The sequence below is a fragment of the Stutzerimonas stutzeri SDM-LAC genome (assembly GCF_000235745.1).
GTDB classification, from domain to species: Bacteria; Pseudomonadota; Gammaproteobacteria; order Pseudomonadales; family Pseudomonadaceae; genus Stutzerimonas; species Stutzerimonas stutzeri_H.
Genome location: NZ_AGSX01000019.1, coordinates 20748 through 38532, shown reverse-complemented (window position 1 = coordinate 38532; position 17785 = coordinate 20748). Strand labels below are relative to the sequence as shown.

The following is a 17785-nucleotide window of genomic DNA, read 5'->3' as shown; positions in this document are numbered from 1 at the left end:
TTCAGATTCGCAAAGGAGCAACTGCAGGTCTTTGGGCAAGTTTATGCGCAGGCTTATCAGCACCAGCCACCCGAGCCACTCATGGCCTGCTGGGTTTATGGTTGCGTGAGGTCTGTTACTTCGCTTGGGCTTTGGCGCGATAGATACGTGGCGCTAGTGCGAAAGCTGCATAGCAGGCGCAATGACATGTTTCGGCGCGCACTCTCTTCAGAGCTCTAGTTGTAGCGAGACGGGCTTCGTGCGCGCGCTCGTGCAAGTCTAAGGCGGCAGGTACCGATAATTACCGACGGCATGCTCGGCATGCACCTAGGCTTTGCACTAAGTACTACGCCGACGCACCGCTCGCAGCCGTTGGGCTGCAGCAGTGCATCCAGCGCTCGCCACACAGTCAGGCACATGTACTTGAATGACTAACAGCAAAGCAAAAAAAATCCGGCACCAGAATCTGGTACCGGATTTTTCAAGAAGCCGAGAAGGTGCCTAAGACTTACCAGGCACCTTCTGAGCTAGCGAAGCAAGTTTCGAATTAACGAACCTGTGCTTCGACTTCAGCTTCTACGCGGCGGTTGATTTGACGACCTTCTTCAGTGGTGTTGTCCGCAACCGGGCGGGCTTCACCGTAACCGACCGAATCGACACGCTGGCTTTCAACGCCGTACTGGTTGACCAGCACTTCGCGAACAGCCTGGGCACGACGTTCAGACAACCGCTGGTTGTACTGATCAGTACCCACCGAGTCGGTGTGTCCTTCAACAGTGGTGCTGGTCTGAGGGTACTGCTGCATGAAATCAGCCAGGTTCTTGATGTCGCTGTAGCTTTCTTCGCGAACGCGGGCCTTGTCAAAGTCGAACTTGACGTCGAGCTCGACACGAACCAGCTCCGGTTCCGGCTCTGGTTCGTTATCAACGATCGGAGCCGGCGCTGGCTCGGGAGTTGGCTCAACCTGTGCGACTTGCTGCTGTGCGCCGCCGCCGAAGTTCAGGCCTACACCAACGCCAGCCATCCACTCGCTATCGCCAGCATCGATGTTATGCATGCCGTCAACGCTGGCCTTGGCAAAGAAGTTCTCGGTGAAGTAGTACTTCACACCTGCGCCAATGTTCGCAAAGGTGCTGTGGTCACGACCGCTACGTGCTGCCTGGCCAATGCTCTGGTGAGCCATGCCGGCAGAAACGTAAGGACGCAGGCCTGCGCCTGCCTGACCGAAATGATAGGCCGCCTCAAGAGAAGTCAAGCTTCCCTTGATGTTCTTGTGGCCGCCGCCCGCTACCGGGTCGTCTGAAGTGACGTCATGATATTCACCATAGGAAATACCCAGGGAGACATCATCGGTGAGAAAATAGCTGGCGCCAGCGCCATAGAGCTCGCCTTCGTCTTCGAAGCCGCGAGAGCTGTCGGAGAAGTAGTGCTTGCCGAATGCTTCCACCTCTACAGCGCCTTGGCCCTGGGCGAGCGCGCTAAGAGAAGTAGCAGCAACCATAGAGCCAATTACAACGCCCAAGGTGTTTTTAAGTTTCATCCGTAAATCCCCATCTGGTGGTGAGTATCAGAACAATCTAAGGAAACCGGCTGTCGCTAAGCCCAAGCTGTTCGCTATCACTAAGACAGTTTGTTGCCATTAAGTTTCAGCAATTCCCGAAAATTTTTCGCGAAGTTTGTCCAATGCGCGCTTGTATCGCATCTTCGTTGCGCTTAGGCCCATATGCATGATGTCGGCAATTTCCTGAAATTCCAGTTCCGCGACAAAACGCAGTACAAGTATTTCCCGATCAATCTGATTCACATGAACCAGCCACTTGTCTAGCCCCGCCTTTTCCTCGGTGCTAGGTGCCTTCTCTTCAACCGCCTCCTCGACTGGATCGAGGCTCAACGCATCAAGTAACCGGCGCTTACGGCGCTCTTTGCGATACTGCGTAATACATTCGTTGTACGTGATGCTGTATAGCCATGTCTTGAACTTCGACTTACCTTCAAAGTTCTTCAAGCCATACAACACCTTCAGCATGACTTCTTGACAAACGTCATCTGCGTCTCGGTCGTTCCCCAAATAACGCGCGCATACGTTAAATAGCGTGCGCTGATATCGTCGCATCAGCTCTTCATAGGCGCGGGTTATATGGAATAGCTCGGCATGCGCGCGCTGCACCAGCTCTTCGTCCGAAAGCTGGCGGGGGTCATAGCTCATGGTGGGCGGATGGGTTTTAGTCAAGACGCTTCGAACCGGCACAAGTCGTGGCCGCCATTCACGGTCGCCCGCGAAAAGGGGCGGCGCACTTTAACAGATTACCGGGCTTAACGGCTGCCCACACGCTGTTCCAGCAGCACTCTATTTGCAATCGAGACCAGCTCACCGTCATCAGTAAGCAACAAGGTTTTCGCTGTCCCGATCTCTTCGATCGAGCCCTCCAGCCCTTCGATGCGTACCCTCTGGCCAACCTCGTAAAGCTCACGAACGTAAATTCCGGCAAGAATCTGACTCACCAATTCACGACTGCCAAGACCGAAAGCCAGCGCAACCGCCAGCCCGACGGAAATCAGCGCGATCGCAATCACGTAGTTGAGCAGTTCGGTTTTTACCTCAAGCTGCCCGATTGCAACCGAGATGATGATGATGATTACCAAACCCTGCGCAATCCGTCCGAGCCCTGCCGAATATTCAAGGCCAACGCTCTCGGCGGCTCCTCGCACCAGACCATTGACCAGCTGCGCTAGCAGTATGCCAACCAGCAGAATCAGCCCGGCTCCAAAAACCTTGGGCACGTATAGCGCAAGCATATCGAGCGTCGCCGAAACGCGAGCGAGCCCCAGAGACTCTGCAGCCGACACCAGGAAGATCAGCAACACGAACCAATAGACAATCTTGCCTATCAACGCCGAGATCGGCATGCGAATACCGGCACGCCCCAGCAACTTTGTAGCCCCGGTACCGGCAACCAAACGGTCCAAGCCTATTTTTGCCAGGACTTTTGACAGCAGCGTATCCAACAGCTTGGCAACGACGAAACCGATGGCTACAAGCAATAGCGCACCGAACAAGCGCGGAATGAATGCGGCAATAGGTTGCCAAAGAGCGCTCATAGCACCCAACAAGCTCTGGCTCCAGGGATCGAGTTCCATGATCAGTCGGCCTTATTGAAAGAAGTACGGGATTCGGAATGACGGCGGGTAACAGCCGAGGTATGCGGCGCACCGCTGCTAAATGCAATCAGCATGGCCTGCAGCCAATGCCCCATCAGGCCAAACAGATCGCCAGCGCCAACCTGTCGATTGGCCGTTTTCAGCACACGATCCAGGCGGCCGTCGTCATGACGCTCCGGCTGCGTGTTAAGCATGTCCCGCAGGGATTCTTCAAAGGGATCGTGCATCTTTACCTCGGCAACAGTGTGACTCTGACGGCACAGCCCTATGAGTAGTCACATCAAACCCATTTCAGCCGGCGGAATATCCACCACTGAAAAAACGCAACCGCACCAATGAGCGCACAGGCTATTGCGAACCCATAAGGGTTTTCGGAGCCAGGGATGCCCCCCACATTGATTCCGAGCAACCCGGTAAGAAAACTCATCGGCAGGAAAAAGCCGGTAATGATGCCGAGCAGGTACATGGTCCTGTTCATCCGCTCGCGCATTCGCCTTTCTTCTGCTTCGAGCACCAGATTGACTCGCTCACGAACCAGCTCCAGCTCTTCCAGATATCGAATCAACCGGTTGCTCAGCTCATTCCAGTAGTCCGTGTCGTCATCGACGAACCACGGCAGGCGATTGCGCGTCAGCTGCGAATAGATTTCGCGCTGCGGCAACAGGAACCGCCGTAGACCAGCTGCCTGGCGCCGCAAAGACAACATCTTGTCCTGAGGTGGCGTGTACCGTTCGTCCGTCTCGACACGGTCCTCTTCCTCGTCCAGCTCTTCTGCCAGCACGGCAACGAGCTGATCAACCCGCTCAGTCAGCGCGTCAGCCAGTCCAAGTAACACTTCGGATGCGGTTTTCGGACCGATGCCAGCTTCCAACTGCTGAAGCACCACCTCGGTCGAGCGCAGCGGTCGCAGGCGCAACGATATCACCCTGCGCGCATCCGCAAACACGCGTAGCGACACCATGTCTTCGGGTTCGGCGTCGGGGTTGAGGTTTACGCCTCGCAGGAACAGCAGCAACTCGTCACCAGGCAGCGAAAGCAGACGCGGACGGGTATTTTCTTCCAGTAATACGTCGCATACGAATGCACTCAAGCCACTCCGGTCGCGCAGCCAGGCCTGAGCCTGTGCCTGGCTTCGATCCCAATGGAGCCACAAGCTCTCCTGTTCGGCCAGCTCCAGCGAGGGGATATCCGCATAAGTAATCCTGCGCGCACCGCCGTGCCCGTTTAACACAAGGGCATGCAGAAGCCCTGTACGCGCTATTTCGTCAGGCACCGATCCTGCCTCCTACAAATCGCAAAAAAGCCCGGCATAGCCGGGCTTGATCAGCCGAACGCCGTGGTTCAACCAGGCATCTTTAACTCTTCGGGCGATACGATAATGCCGTTGTTGTCGGCATAAATATATTCACCAGGGCGGAAAGTAACCCCACAAAAGGTCACCGGAACATTGAGGTCGCCAATGCCGCGCTTGTCAGTTTTCAAGGGATGGGTAGCCAACGCCTGAACGCCGAGCTCCGTCTGCGCGATCACGTCGACATCACGGATGCAACCATAAATGACCAGACCCTCCCAGCCGTTGCGCGCAGCCTTCTCTGCAAGCATGTCGCCGAGCAATGCACGGCGCAGCGAACCACCGCCGTCAACCACCAGCACCTTGCCGGCTCCATCTACGTCCACCTGCTCCTTGACCAGCGAATTGTCTTCGAAGCATTTGATCGTGACGATCTGACCACCAAAGGAGTCGCGACCACCAAAATTACTGAACATCGGCTCCACGACCTGCACCAACTCGGGGTAGGCATCGCAGAGATCAGGGGTGATGTATTGCATGGTTAGCCTCCTAGTACTTGAAACGCGTCAGACCTTGTCGTCGACATCATCAAAATAAGCGGTTCGCTCACCCATCCCCGTGTTGGATTCCACCACAATCGCTATGGCAGCACGTGCTAAAGCGCCAAGTGATGCGGCAGAGAATTCACGCTGAGATTGATAGAGCCGCTTTCGATCATTGCGAAAAAGGGCGGAAACCGCCCTTTTTCCGCCAGACGTTTATTTGATTTCAGCGTCGGCCAGGAAGAACCAGGTATCGAGCACCGAGTCCGGATTCAGCGATACGCTCTCGATGCCCTGCTCCATCAGCCATTTGGCCAGATCGGGGTGATCGGAAGGCCCCTGACCGCAGATGCCGATGTACTTGCCTGCTTTGTTACAGGCTTCGATCGCGTTCGCCAGCAGCTTCTTGACTGCTGGATTTCGCTCATCGAACAGATGAGCGATGATGCCGGAGTCACGGTCCAGACCAAGCGTGAGCTGGGTCATGTCATTCGAGCCAATGGAGAAACCATCGAAGTACTCGAGAAACTCATCAGCCAGCAATGCGTTGGAAGGCAGCTCGCACATCATGATGATGCGCAGGCCGTTCTCGCCACGCTTGAGACCGAACTGACCGAGAATGTCGATGACCTGCGAGGCTTCGCCCAAGGTGCGCACGAAAGGCACCATCAGCTCCACATTCGTTAGCCCCATCACGTCGCGAACCTTGCGCATGGCACGGCATTCGAGCTCGAAGCAGTCGCGGAAGGATTCGCTGATATAACGCGATGCACCGCGGAAGCCGAGCATCGGGTTCTCTTCTTCAGGCTCGTAGAGCTTGCCGCCGATCAGATTGGCATATTCGTTGGATTTGAAGTCAGACAACCGCACGATGACTTTTTTCGGCCAGAACGCCGCAGCCAGCGTGCTAACGCCCTCGACCAGCTTCTCGACGTAGAAGTCGACCGGGTCGCCGTAGCCGGCAATACGCTTCTCGACACTGCTCTTCACGTCGGCCGGAAGGCCATCGAAATTGAGCAGTGCCTTGGGGTGAACTCCGATCATCCGGTTGATGATGAATTCGAGGCGCGCCAGACCGACACCGGCGTTCGGCAGTTGAGCGAAGTCGAACGCCCGGTCCGGGTTGCCGACGTTCATCATGATCTTGAACGGCAGATCAGGCATTGCATCGATCGAGTTTTGACGAATATCGAAGCCCAGCTCGCCTTCGAAAATCAGCCCGGTGTCACCCTCAGCGCAGGTGACGGTGACGCGCTGGCCGTCCTGCAGCAGCTCGGTTGCATTGCCGCAACCAACAACCGCCGGAATACCCAGTTCACGAGCGATGATAGCCGCATGGCAAGTACGGCCACCGCGGTTGGTAACGATGGCGCTGGCGCGCTTCATCACCGGCTCCCAATCCGGGTCAGTCATGTCGGAAACCAGTACGTCGCCAGGCTGGACCTTGTCCATCTCGGACACGTTGTGAATGATCTTTACCGGGCCGGCGCCGATGCGCTGGCCGATAGCACGACCTTCGACCAGTACTTTTCCTTTCTCTTTCAGCAGGTAGCGCTCCATGACGTTCGCGCTGCTGCGGCTCTTAACCGTTTCCGGGCGAGCCTGGACGATGTACAGCTGATTATCATCGCCATCTTTGGCCCACTCGATGTCCATCGGGCGACCATAGTGCTTCTCGATGGTCACCGCCTGACGCGCAAGATTGGCCACTTCCTCATCGGTCAGGCAGAAGCGCATCCGCTCGGCCTGATCAACATCGACAGTCTTGACCGACTTACCAGCGCTAGCTTCTTCGCCGTAGACCATCTTGATCGCTTTGCTGCCGAGATTGCGGCGCAGAATCGCTGGGCGACCGGCTTCGAGAGTGTGCTTGTGCACGTAGAACTCATCAGGGTTGACCGCACCCTGGACAACGGTTTCGCCGAGGCCATAGGCACCGGTGATAAACACGACGTCACGAAATCCAGACTCGGTGTCCAGGGTAAACATCACGCCGGCTGTGCCAGTCTCGGAACGCACCATGCGCTGGACACCCGCGGACAGCGCAACCAACTTGTGATCGAAGCCCTGATGGACGCGGTATGCAATTGCACGGTCGTTGAAGAGGGACGCGAAGACTTCTTTCGCAGCCCGAATGACGTTATCGACGCCACGGATATTAAGGAAGGTTTCTTGCTGACCAGCGAACGAGGCGTCCGGCAGGTCCTCCGCGGTGGCCGATGAACGGACCGCAACGGCCATGTGTTCGTTGCCGCCGGACATTTCAGCGAATGCGGTACGGATGTCGGCATCGAGTTTGGGCGGGAATTCGGCGTCCATGACCCAGCCGCGAATCTGCGCGCCGGCTTTGGCAAGCGCATTGACATCGTCCACGTCCAACGCATCGAGAAGCGCATGGATTTGCTCGTTGAGACCGCTGAGCTCCATAAAATCCCGATAGGCCTCGGCGGTAGTGGCGAAACCACCAGGTACCGAAACACCCGCACCTGCCAGGTTGCTGATCATCTCGCCGAGGGAGGCGTTCTTGCCCCCTACACGCTCAACATCATGATTGCCGAGCTTATCGAGGGAAACTACGTACTCTACCAAGGTGATCTCTCCACGTTGTGTTGGAAACTCGGTTCGTGCCCATCCGCGGCACGGTGGCCTGGCCCTGCAAAATAAGTAACAATGCCTGCCAATCGAGGCTCGGCGAAGGGGCCTACTATAGCTGAGAACCGTTCTTGACTTAAGGTCCCAGGCGCAATGAAACGAACTGCATTTTTCATATCCGACGGTACCGGCATTACGGCCGAAACGCTCGGCCAGAGTCTACTGGCACAGTTCGAAACCATCGCTTTCACAAAGCTCACGCGGCCGTATATCGATACGGCAGAAAAAGCGCGGGCAATGGTACAGCAAATCAATAAAGCGGCGGAAAGCGACGGCGCGCGCCCGATCATATTCGATACGCTGGTAAACCAAGAGATTCGCGACATCCTCGCTGAATCCAATGGCTTCATGATCGACATTTTTTCATCCTTCCTTGCTCCTCTGGAACATGAACTGATGTCACGTTCCTCCTATTCCGTCGGCAAATCCCACTCGATCAGCCATAACGCCAACTACATGGAGCGAATCGACGCCGTCAACTTCGCTCTGGACAACGATGACGGTGCCCGCACGCACTACTACGACAAGGCGGACCTTATTTTGGTCGGCGTCTCCAGGTGCGGCAAAACGCCTACCTGCTTGTACATGGCGATGCAGTACGGTATCCGCGCCGCCAACTATCCGCTGACCGAAGACGACATGGAGCGCCTACAACTTCCTAGCGCCCTCAAGACCCATCGCGACAAGCTGTTCGGCCTGACCATCGACCCTGACCGTCTGACTGCCATTCGCAACGAGCGCAAACCCAACAGCCGCTATGCCAGTTACGCTCAATGCGAGTTTGAAGTCCGCGAGGTGGAAAACTTGTTTCGTCGCGAGAACATCAATTACATCAACTCCACTCATTTTTCGGTGGAAGAAATATCCGCCAAGATCCTCGTCGAGAAAGGCGTCGAACGCCGGCTCAAATAAGTGCCGTTCTGCTAGACAACAAAAAGTCCGCTTTGTGCGGACTTTTTTTCACTTTCGCCTGCTGAAACGACTCCAGCGCATGACGTCCTTGTCCGGTAGTGCGAGCCTTTAGAAGGCATCGCTGGGCACACGCACCCACCCCTCCATCAGTATGCGAGCGCTGCGGCTCATGATCGCCTTGGTGACTGTCCATTGGCCGTCGACCTGCTTCGCCTCGGCGCCAACACGCAAGGTGCCAGATGGATGACCAAAGCGCACTGCCTCAGGCTCGCCACCACCAGCAGCGAGGTTGACCAGCGTGCCCGGAACCGCAGCGGCCGTTCCGATCGCCACCGCACAGGTGCCCATCATCGCGTGATGCAGCTTGCCCATCGACAGAGCCCGTACGAGAAGGTCCACTTCGCCCGCATTGATGGTTTTGCCGCTTGATGTTCGATAATTTTTAGGTGGCGAGACGAAGGCAACCTTTGGCGTGTGCTGACGCGTCAAAGCCTCCTCTGCCGTTTTGATTAGCCCCATGCGCAGCGCTCCAGCCACTCGGATCGCTTCCAGCTGCGCTAGCGCCGTGGGGTTGCCATTGATGTCGTCACGCAACTCGGTGCCCTGATAGCCGATATCCTCGGCGTTAACGAACACGGTCGGGATCCCAGCGCTGATCATCGTTGCCTTCAGCGTGCCGACACCCGCCACATCCAATTCGTCAATCAGGTTACCGGTGGGAAACATCGAGCCACCCGCCTCACCTTCATCAGACGGATCGAGAAACTCCAACACGATTTCAGCGGCCGGAAAGGTCACTCCGTCCAACTCGAAATTGCCCATCTCCTGGACCTGGCCGTTGATGACCGGCACATGAGCGATGATGGTCTTGCCGATATTGGCCTGCCAGATGCGAACGACACAGGTACCGTTCTGCGGGATGCGTTCGGCATCCACCAGGCCGGCATGCAGGGCGAACGCACCCGCACCGGTGGAGAGGTTTCCACAATTACCGCTCCAGTCGACAAAGGGCTTGTCGATCGAAACTTGCCCGTACAGGTACTCAACGTCGTGATCCGGCCGAGTGCTTTTCGACAGAATTACGCACTTGCTAGTGCTTGAGGTGGCACCGCCCATACCGTCGATATGAGCCGAGTAAGGATCGGGACTTCCGATCACACGCATGAACAGTTTATCGCGTGCAGCGCCCGGCACCTGGCAGCTTTCCGGCAGGTCCTGCAGTCGGAAAAACACGCCCTTGCTGGTACCGCCACGCATATAGGTGGCGGGAATCTTGATCTGCGATTGTTGCGCCATGGGTGAGTCCTGGCTGGAAGGAAAACGGATCGTAGGGTGGATAACGCACTACCGATCCAACAACGGACCGGCGTGGTGGATGAACATCACCCACCCTACGGAGTCATGCAGTGGCTGACGCGAGGAAGTCCTGAGCGAAGCGCTGCAGCACACCACCGGCCTGGTAGACGCGCACTTCGGCCCCTGTGTCGAGACGACAAGTGACCGGAATGCGGGTTTCTTCACCCGACTTGCGCTGAATGACCAGCGTCAGATCACCACGCGGCGACAAGTCACCTTCAATGGCGTAGATCTCAGTGCCGTCGAGACCGAGCGTCAGGCGAGTGGTACCGGGCTTGAACTCGACCGGCAATACGCCCATGCCAACCAGGTTGGTGCGGTGAATGCGCTCGAAGCCTTCGGCAACGATCACCTCAACCCCGGCCAGGCGCACGCCCTTGGCAGCCCAGTCACGGGATGAGCCCTGACCGTAGTCGGCGCCCGCCACGATTATCAGGTTCTGCTTACGGGTCATGTAGGTTTCGATCGCTTCCCACATGCGCATCACCTCGCCTTCCGGCTCGACGCGCGCAAGCGAGCCCTTCTGCACCTTACCGTCAACCACGGCCATCTCGTTGACCAGTTGCGGGTTGGCGAACGTCGCCCGCTGCGCGGTCAGATGGTCGCCGCGGTGAGTGGCATAGGAGTTGAAGTCCTCCTCCGGCAGGCCCATTTTCGCGAGGTATTCGCCGGCAGCCGAGTTCAGCAGGATAGCGTTGGACGGCGACAGGTGATCGGTGGTGATGTTGTCTGGCAGGATCGCCAGCGGCCGCATGCCCTTGAGGCTACGCTCCCCAGCCAATGCGCCTTCCCAGTACGGGGGACGACGGATGTAGGTGGACATCGGACGCCAGTCGTAGAGCGGGCTCTTGGCTTCTTCGATCGCGCCCAGATCGAACATCGGGATGTAGATCTGCTTGAACTGCTCGGGCTTGACCGACGACGCGACGATGGCGTCGATCTCCTCGTCCGAAGGCCAGAGGTCCTTCAGGGTGATCGGGTTGCCATTCTGGTCGGTGCCCAATATGTCCTGCTCGATATCGAAGCGCACGGTACCGGCAATGGCATAAGCGACCACCAGGGGCGGCGAAGCGAGGAAGGCTTGCTTGGCGTATGGGTGGATACGACCGTCAAAATTACGGTTGCCTGACAGAACAGCCGTGGCATACAGGTCACGGTCGATAATCTCCTTTTGGATTTTTGGATCCAGCGCACCGGACATGCCATTACAGGTGGTGCAGGCATAGCCGACAATGCCAAAACCGAGCTTTTCCAGCTCACTCAAAAGGCCCGCCTCTTCCAGATACAGTTTGGCAACCTTCGAACCTGGCGCGAACGAAGTCTTCACCCACGGCTTGCGCACTAATCCCAGATCATTGGCTTTCTTCGCCAGCAGCCCTGCGGCAACCACGTTGCGCGGGTTGGAGGTGTTGGTGCAGCTGGTAATGGCGGCAATGATCACCGCACCGTCCGGCAACAGGCCTTCGGCCTCTTCAGCCCGCGCCGAGGCCAGCATGGTGTCGTCGGCAATGCCGCGCTCATGCAGCGCCGATGTTGGCAGACGCCTGTGCGGGTTGGACGGACCAGCCATGTTGCGCACCACGCTGGACAGGTCGAACTCGAGCACGCGCTCGTACTCGGCACCTTCCAGCGCCGTCGCCCACAGGCCGGTTTCCTTGGCGTACTGCTCGACCAGCGCGACCTGCTCCGGCTCGCGGCCGGTCAGCTTGAGGTAATCGATGGTCTGCTGGTCGATGTAGAACATCGAAGCGGTTGCGCCGTACTCCGGGCACATGTTGGAGATGGTCGCGCGGTCGCCGATGGTCAGGCTATCCGCACCCTCGCCGAAGAACTCGACCCAGGCGCCGACCACACGTTCCTTGCGCAGAAATTCGGTCAGCGCCAGCACGATATCGGTGGCGGTGATTCCGGGCTGACGCTTGCCGGTCAGACGCACACCAACGATATCGGGCAGTCGCATCATCGACGGCAGGCCGAGCATCACGGTCTCTGCTTCCAGGCCGCCGACGCCGATGGCGATCACACCCAGCGCATCAACGTGTGGGGTGTGAGAGTCGGTACCGACACAGGTATCCGGGAAGGCGACGCCACCGCGCGCCTGGATCACCGGTGACATCTTCTCCAGGTTGATCTGGTGCATGATGCCGTTGCCGGCTGGGATCACGTCGACGTTCTTGAACGCGGTCTTGGTCCACTCAATGAAGTGGAAGCGGTCCTCATTGCGGCGTTCCTCGACGGCGCGGTTCTTCTCGAACGCGCCCGAATCGAAGCCTGCAAACTCGACCGCCAGCGAGTGGTCGACGATCAACTGCGTCGGAACAACCGGGTTGACCTTCGCCGGGTCACCGCCCTGCTCCGCGATCGCATCGCGCAGACCGGCGAGATCGACCAGCGCGGTCTGGCCAAGGATGTCATGGCAGACGACGCGTGCCGGATACCAAGGAAAGTCGAGGTCGCGCTTGCGCTCGATGATCTGCTTCAGTGAATCGGTCAGCGCTTCGGGCTCACAGCGACGCACCAGCTGTTCGGCCAGGACGCGGGAGGTATAGGGCAGCTTGTCGTAGGCACCCGGCTGAATGGCTTCGACCGCCTCGCGGGTGTCAAAGTAGTCAAGCCCAGTGCCTGGCAAAGGTTTGCGGTGTTGTGTATTCATGCCTGAAGAACCCAATCCAGTAATGTTCTGTGGGGCGAGGTTCGGGGAGCCCAGTGACGAGCTCCCCCGCTCCGATCAACGCTGGGCGATCGGGACAACCTTGCGCTGCTCCGGACCGATGTACTCGGCACTCGGCCGAATGATCCGGTTGTTACTGCGTTGTTCGAACACATGGGACGCCCAGCCGGTAACGCGCGAGCAAACGAAGATCGGCGTAAACAGCTTGGTCGGAATGCCCATGAAGTGATAAGCGGAGGCATGGTAGAAATCGGCGTTCGGGAAGAGTTTTTTCTGCTCCCACATGGTTTCGTCGACAGCCACCGAAACCGGGTAGAGCACGGTATCGCCCACTTCGTCTGCGAGCTTCTTCGCCCAAACTTTGATCACCTCGTTGCGCGGGTCAGACTCGCTGTAGATCGCGTGGCCGAAGCCCATGATCTTGTCCTTGCGCTCGAGCATGCCGATGATGGCTTCGCGAGCTTCTTCCGCGCTCTTCCACTGCTCGATCATGTCCATCGCCGCTTCGTTGGCGCCGCCATGCAACGGGCCGCGCAGTGAGCCGATGGCTCCAGTCACGCAGGAGTAGAGATCGGATAGCGTCGAGGCGCAGACACGAGCGGTGAAGGTCGAGGCGTTGAATTCGTGCTCGGCATAGAGGATTAGCGAGACGTTCATCACCTTCACGTGTAGGTCGCTCGGCTTCTTGTCATGCAGCAGCGCGAGGAAATGACCACCGAGGGTCTCTTCGTCGCTGGTACAGCTGATGCGCGCACCGTCGTGGGTGAAGCGATACCAGTAGCACATGATTGCCGGGAACGCCGCCATCAGGCGCTCGGCCACGTCGCGCTGCTGGTCGAAGCTGAGCTCCGGCTCCAGCGTACCGAGCACCGATGAACCGGTGCGCATCACATCCATCGGATGGGCGCTTGCAGGGATGCGCTCGAGCACTTCCTTGAGTGCCTGCGGCAGGTCACGCATGGTCTTCAGACGGTTCTTGTAATCGGCCAGCTGCTGCGTGTTCGGCAACTCGCCGTAGAACAGCAGATAGGCCACTTCTTCGAAATCGCACTCAGCCGCCAGCTCGCGCACGTCATAGCCACGGTACGTCAGCCCGGCACCGGTCTTTCCGACAGTGCACAAGGCGGTCTGCCCGGCGATCTGACCACGCAGGCCCGCGCCACTCAAAACTTTTGCTTCAGCCATTGCTATCTCCTTCTTGGATTTGTTCTGGATACTGCAAATCACGTTGAAAAATGGATCGCAAACGTCCCATTGGCGAACCCAATGGGGACTTCTCGTCAGCTCTTCTTCTGAGCGAACAGTGCGTCGAGGTGCTGCTCGAACGTGTGGTAGTTGATGCGATCGTAAAGCTCCATCCGGGTCTGCATGGTGTCGATCACGTTCTTCTGCGTGCCGTCACGGCGCAGCGCGGTGTAGACATTTTCAGCGGCCTTGTTCATGGCACGGAACGCCGACAGCGGGTAGAGCACCAGGGAGACGTCGACGCTGGCCAGCTCTTCGGTGGTATACAGCGGCGTCGCACCGAACTCGGTGATGTTGGCCAGAATCGGCGCCTTCACCCGATCAGCGAAGGTCTTGTACATCGCCAGCTCGGTGATGGCCTCGGGGAAGATCATGTCGGCGCCCGCTTCGATGCAGGCGGCGGCGCGGTCCAGCGCGGCATTCAACCCTTCCACCGCCAGCGCATCGGTACGCGCCATGATCACGAAACTGTCGTCGGTACGTGCATCAACAGCCGCCTTGATGCGGTCGACCATTTCCTGCTGCGATACGATTTCCTTATTCGGGCGATGGCCGCAGCGCTTGGCGCCAACCTGATCCTCGATATGAATCGCCGCCGCGCCGAACTTGATCATCGACTTGACCGTACGCGCCACGTTGAACGCCGAGGAGCCGAAGCCGGTATCGACATCCACCAACAGCGGCAGATCGCAGACATCGGTAATACGACGCACGTCAGTCAACACGTCATCGAGACCGGTAATGCCGAGGTCTGGCAAGCCTAGAGAACCAGCCGCAACGCCGCCTCCCGACAGGTAGATCGCCTTGAAGCCAGCGCGCTGGGCCAGCAGAGCGTGGTTGGCGTTGATCGCGCCGACTACCTGCAGGGGATGCTCGCTGGCCACCGCGTCACGGAAACGCTGACCGGGGGTAGGAAGTGTCATGCCTCACCTCTTGGTTATGATGTCTGTTGCTGAGCAGCCAGATAATGCCGCTCGATATTGCGCTTGGACGCGCAGATGTGGCGCCGCATCAGCAGCTCGGCCAGCTCGCCGTCGCGGTCCGCGATGGCGTCGAGAATCCGATGATGTTCAGCGAATGCCTGACGCGGGCGATTGGGCGTTGCGGAGAACTGGATGCGGTACATGCGGACCAGTTGATACAGCTCCCCGCATAGCATCTGAGTCAACGTGCGATTGCCACTGCCCTGGATAATGCGGTAATGAAAGTCAAAGTCGCCTTCCTGCTGGTAATAGCCGACACCCGCCCGGAACGCCTCGTCTTGTTCATGGGTATGCAGCACACGCCGTAGCTCATCGATTTCCGCCTCACTCATGCGCTCGGCAGCGAGCCGGCAGGCCATGCCTTCGAGCGATTCGCGAATCTCGTAGAGCTCGATCAGCTCTGCATGGTTGAGCGAAACGACGCGTGCGCCGACATGCGGCACCCGAACCAGCAGTTTCTGTCCCTCGAGACGATGTATCGCCTCTCGCAACGGGCCGCGACTGATGCCGTAGGTACGCGCAAGTTCAGGCTCTGAAATCTTGCTACCGGGCGCGATATCGCCTTTTACGATGGCTGCCTGAATCCGTCGAAAAACGTGCTCCGAGAGGGTTCCACTGTCTGCCTGATCAAGGCGGGGCGTTTCCAACGCATCCAGCATATTGTTGACACCTTACCTAATAATAGGGCCAAGTTAGCCCTGGAAACGCAACCGGTCAATAATACAAAAGTAGATTGTTGACAATTACCCAGGAAGTTAGTTGTCTGCATAGCGCGTAGCGCCGCAGCACGGCTTGAGCCTAGCCGAGCGATAAGTCGCCCATGCTAGAATGCATGCCTACATACGCCGCGTCTGGCGCTCGCCTCGACGCGCTTCACCCTGGCTCGTTGTTCCTGTCCACTTCTCGACTCGACTATCTGGATTTATGAGCACCAAAACCCGCCTTCTATTGCTCTGCTTTTTAAGCGTTCCGTTTTGGGCGCACGCCGATGAAAAAACGATCTACGGTCTGAATGAGCACGTGGCGCTGCCCGATTTCGGTCTCGAGGTGCCAGCCAAACTCGATACAGGTGCCCAGACCGCCTCGCTCAGCGCCCGCGACATCGAGCGCTTCAAGCGCAACGGAAAAAGCTGGGTGCGCTTCTACCTCGCTATCGACGAAGCCCATGACCGCCCCATCGAACTGCCGTTGCAGCGCATCAGCAAGATCAAGCGACGTGCTGGCGACTTCGATCCAGAGGAAGAAAAAACCTATACTCCGCGCCCGGTTGTTGAACTCGATCTATGCATGGGCAAGGCAAAACGCAGCATCGAAGTGAACCTCACGGACCGAAGCGCATTCCAATACCCACTTCTAATCGGTTCCGAAGCGCTTGCTCGCTTCGGTGCTCTGGTCGACCCTGGCCTTAAGTACGCTGCTGGCAAACCCGGCTGCATTATCGAATCCGACGCTGACGAGTAACCCCATGCGCGCCCTTACCCTGCACCTAAAAATCCTGATTCTTTTGCTCGTCACGCTGGGCATCGCAATCACTGCCTATCAGATATTCATCCTGGGCATCCCGGTTACTGAAGATGAAACCGATGACCTCTGGAACATCGACGCCAAGGTCGAATTCCAGGCCAACCCGCGCGAGCCGGTGAAGCTGCAGATGTACGTGCCGCCGCTCAACCAGGAATTCGTCAGCCTCAATGAGAGCTTCATCTCCAACAACTATGGCGTGAGCATCAACCGTGCCGATGGCAATCGTCGGGTCACTTGGTCAGCGCGGCGCGTCAATGGCAAGCAGACGCTGTATTACCGGCTGGTCCTGACCCGGCGCTATAGCGGTGAACAGACCAAGGCTACCGGCCCGATTTTCCGCGACAGCATTCCTGTCGAAGGCGCTGAGAAGATTGCTGCAGAAGCATTGCTTTCACCGATACGCCAGCATTCGGCCGACGTCGAGACTTTCATCAGCGAAGCCATCAAGCGTGTTAACAATGCCAACGATGACAACGTCAAGCTGCTACTTGGCGGAGACGCTTCGACGCCCAACAAAGCGCGGGTAATCGAATTGCTGCTGTCCATTGCGCACGTTCCCATGGAGCGCGTTCACACGGTTCGACTGCAGGCTGACATGGCACAATCCCCGGAGCTCTGGCTGCGGAGCTTCAACGGCGATAAATGGCTGTATTTCAATCCGGAAACCGGCGAGCAAGGCCTGCCGCAGGATCGCCTGGTCTGGTGGACCGGCAACGAGCCCCTGCTGAACCTCGAAGGCGGGCGCAACCCGCAAGTCACCTTCACGCTCAACAGCAGCGAGATGAACGCCATCCGCCTGGCAAAGCTGACCGACGAAAATACCGACGCAGACTTCCTCGAATATTCGCTTTACGGCCTGCCACTGCAGACCCAGCAGACGTACCAGATCATGATCATGATTCCGATCGGTGTTCTGGTGATTCTGATCCTGCGCAACCTTGGCGGTCTGCAGACACTGGGCACCTTTACGCCAGTGCTGATTGCGCTCGCCTTCCGTGAAACCCAGATTGGTTTCGGCATCATCCTGTTCACGGTCATCACCGCAATGGGGCTGTCACTGCGCTCGTACCTGGAGCACCTGAAACTGCAGATGCTGCCACGCCTGTCAGTGGTGCTCACGTTCGTCGTGGTGCTGATCGCGGTGATCAGCCTGTTCAGTCACAAGCTCGGGCTCGAGCGCGGGCTATCTGTCTCACTGTTCCCCATGGTCATCCTGACCATGACCATCGAGCGCCTCTCCATCACCTGGGAAGAACGTGGCGGCGGCCATGCATTCAAGGTGGCGGTCGGTACGCTCATCGCAGCAGCGCTGGCATTCCTGCTGATGAACATCCCGGAGTTGACCTATTTCATCTTCACCTTCCCGGCAGTACTGCTGATCATGGTCGGCTTCATGCTCGCGATGGGGCGTTATCGCGGCTACCGCCTGACCGAACTGTTTCGTTTCAAAGCCTTTCTGAAGGATTGAGCC

General features: G+C 57.9%; 15 protein-coding genes. 3 read left to right on the top strand and 12 right to left on the bottom strand.

The genetic code is table 11. The features are described from left to right. Window positions 1-526: 526 nt before the first annotated feature. The 7 genes from PSTU_RS0102570 to ppsA form a co-directional block, all read right to left on the bottom strand. The gene (locus PSTU_RS0102570) at window positions 527-1519 is read right to left on the bottom strand and encodes an OmpA family protein (protein WP_019339479.1); all 993 of its coding nucleotides are present in this window, start codon (window positions 1517-1519) and stop codon (window positions 527-529) included. A 99-nt stretch (window positions 1520-1618) separates the two neighbouring features. Next, window positions 1619-2185: an RNA polymerase sigma factor SigX gene (sigX, locus tag PSTU_RS0102565; RefSeq protein ID WP_019339478.1), complete on the bottom strand. Its 567-nt coding sequence runs from the start codon at window positions 2183-2185 to the stop codon at window positions 1619-1621. Window positions 2186-2292: 107 nt separating this feature from the next. Then, entirely contained in the window at window positions 2293-3117 is an 825-nt protein-coding gene (locus PSTU_RS0102560) for a mechanosensitive ion channel family protein (protein ID WP_019339477.1), read from the bottom strand. A gap of 2 nt (window positions 3118-3119) precedes the next feature. Beyond that, window positions 3120-3365: a hypothetical protein gene (locus tag PSTU_RS0102555; protein ID WP_019339476.1), complete on the bottom strand. Its 246-nt coding sequence runs from the start codon at window positions 3363-3365 to the stop codon at window positions 3120-3122. Window positions 3366-3418: 53 nt separating this feature from the next. Continuing rightward, window positions 3419-4411 carry a CorA family divalent cation transporter gene (locus PSTU_RS0102550; RefSeq protein ID WP_019339475.1) on the bottom strand — a complete coding sequence of 331 codons (993 nt, stop codon included), beginning with the start codon at window positions 4409-4411 and terminating at the stop codon, window positions 3419-3421. Window positions 4412-4479: 68 nt separating this feature from the next. After that, on the bottom strand, window positions 4480-4968 hold the full coding sequence (gene rraA, locus PSTU_RS0102545; RefSeq protein WP_019339474.1) for a ribonuclease E activity regulator RraA: 489 nt from the start codon (window positions 4966-4968) through the stop codon (window positions 4480-4482). Window positions 4969-5187: 219 nt separating this feature from the next. Beyond that, complete coding sequence (ppsA, locus tag PSTU_RS0102540) at window positions 5188-7560, bottom strand: phosphoenolpyruvate synthase (protein ID WP_019339473.1); 2373 nt, start codon at window positions 7558-7560, stop codon at window positions 5188-5190. A 156-nt stretch (window positions 7561-7716) separates the two neighbouring features. Here ppsA and PSTU_RS0102535 point away from each other — a divergent pair, with 156 nt between their 5' ends. After that, entirely contained in the window at window positions 7717-8535 is an 819-nt protein-coding gene (locus tag PSTU_RS0102535) for a pyruvate, water dikinase regulatory protein (protein WP_019339472.1), read from the top strand. Window positions 8536-8643: 108 nt separating this feature from the next. Here PSTU_RS0102535 and prpF read toward each other — a convergent pair whose 3' ends face one another. The 5 genes from prpF to PSTU_RS0102510 form a co-directional block, all read right to left on the bottom strand. Continuing rightward, a complete protein-coding gene (prpF, locus tag PSTU_RS0102530; protein ID WP_019339471.1) occupies window positions 8644-9831 on the bottom strand; it encodes a 2-methylaconitate cis-trans isomerase PrpF in 1188 nt (395 codons plus the stop codon). A gap of 103 nt (window positions 9832-9934) precedes the next feature. Then, entirely contained in the window at window positions 9935-12544 is a 2610-nt protein-coding gene (gene acnD / locus PSTU_RS0102525) for a Fe/S-dependent 2-methylisocitrate dehydratase AcnD (RefSeq protein ID WP_019339470.1), read from the bottom strand. A 75-nt stretch (window positions 12545-12619) separates the two neighbouring features. Further along, window positions 12620-13747: a 2-methylcitrate synthase gene (prpC, locus tag PSTU_RS0102520; RefSeq protein ID WP_019339469.1), complete on the bottom strand. Its 1128-nt coding sequence runs from the start codon at window positions 13745-13747 to the stop codon at window positions 12620-12622. Between the two features lie 95 nt (window positions 13748-13842). Then, window positions 13843-14730, bottom strand: coding sequence for a methylisocitrate lyase (gene prpB, locus PSTU_RS0102515; RefSeq protein ID WP_019339468.1), 888 nt, complete (start codon window positions 14728-14730; stop codon window positions 13843-13845). A gap of 14 nt (window positions 14731-14744) precedes the next feature. After that, window positions 14745-15449, bottom strand: coding sequence for a GntR family transcriptional regulator (locus PSTU_RS0102510; RefSeq protein ID WP_019339467.1), 705 nt, complete (start codon window positions 15447-15449; stop codon window positions 14745-14747). Between the two features lie 265 nt (window positions 15450-15714). Here PSTU_RS0102510 and PSTU_RS0102505 point away from each other — a divergent pair, with 265 nt between their 5' ends. Then, on the top strand, window positions 15715-16251 hold the full coding sequence (locus PSTU_RS0102505; RefSeq protein WP_019339466.1) for an ATP-dependent zinc protease: 537 nt from the start codon (window positions 15715-15717) through the stop codon (window positions 16249-16251). A 4-nt stretch (window positions 16252-16255) separates the two neighbouring features. Further along, on the top strand, window positions 16256-17782 hold the full coding sequence (locus tag PSTU_RS0102500) for an inactive transglutaminase family protein (RefSeq protein ID WP_019339465.1): 1527 nt from the start codon (window positions 16256-16258) through the stop codon (window positions 17780-17782). Window positions 17783-17785 lie beyond the last annotated feature (3 nt).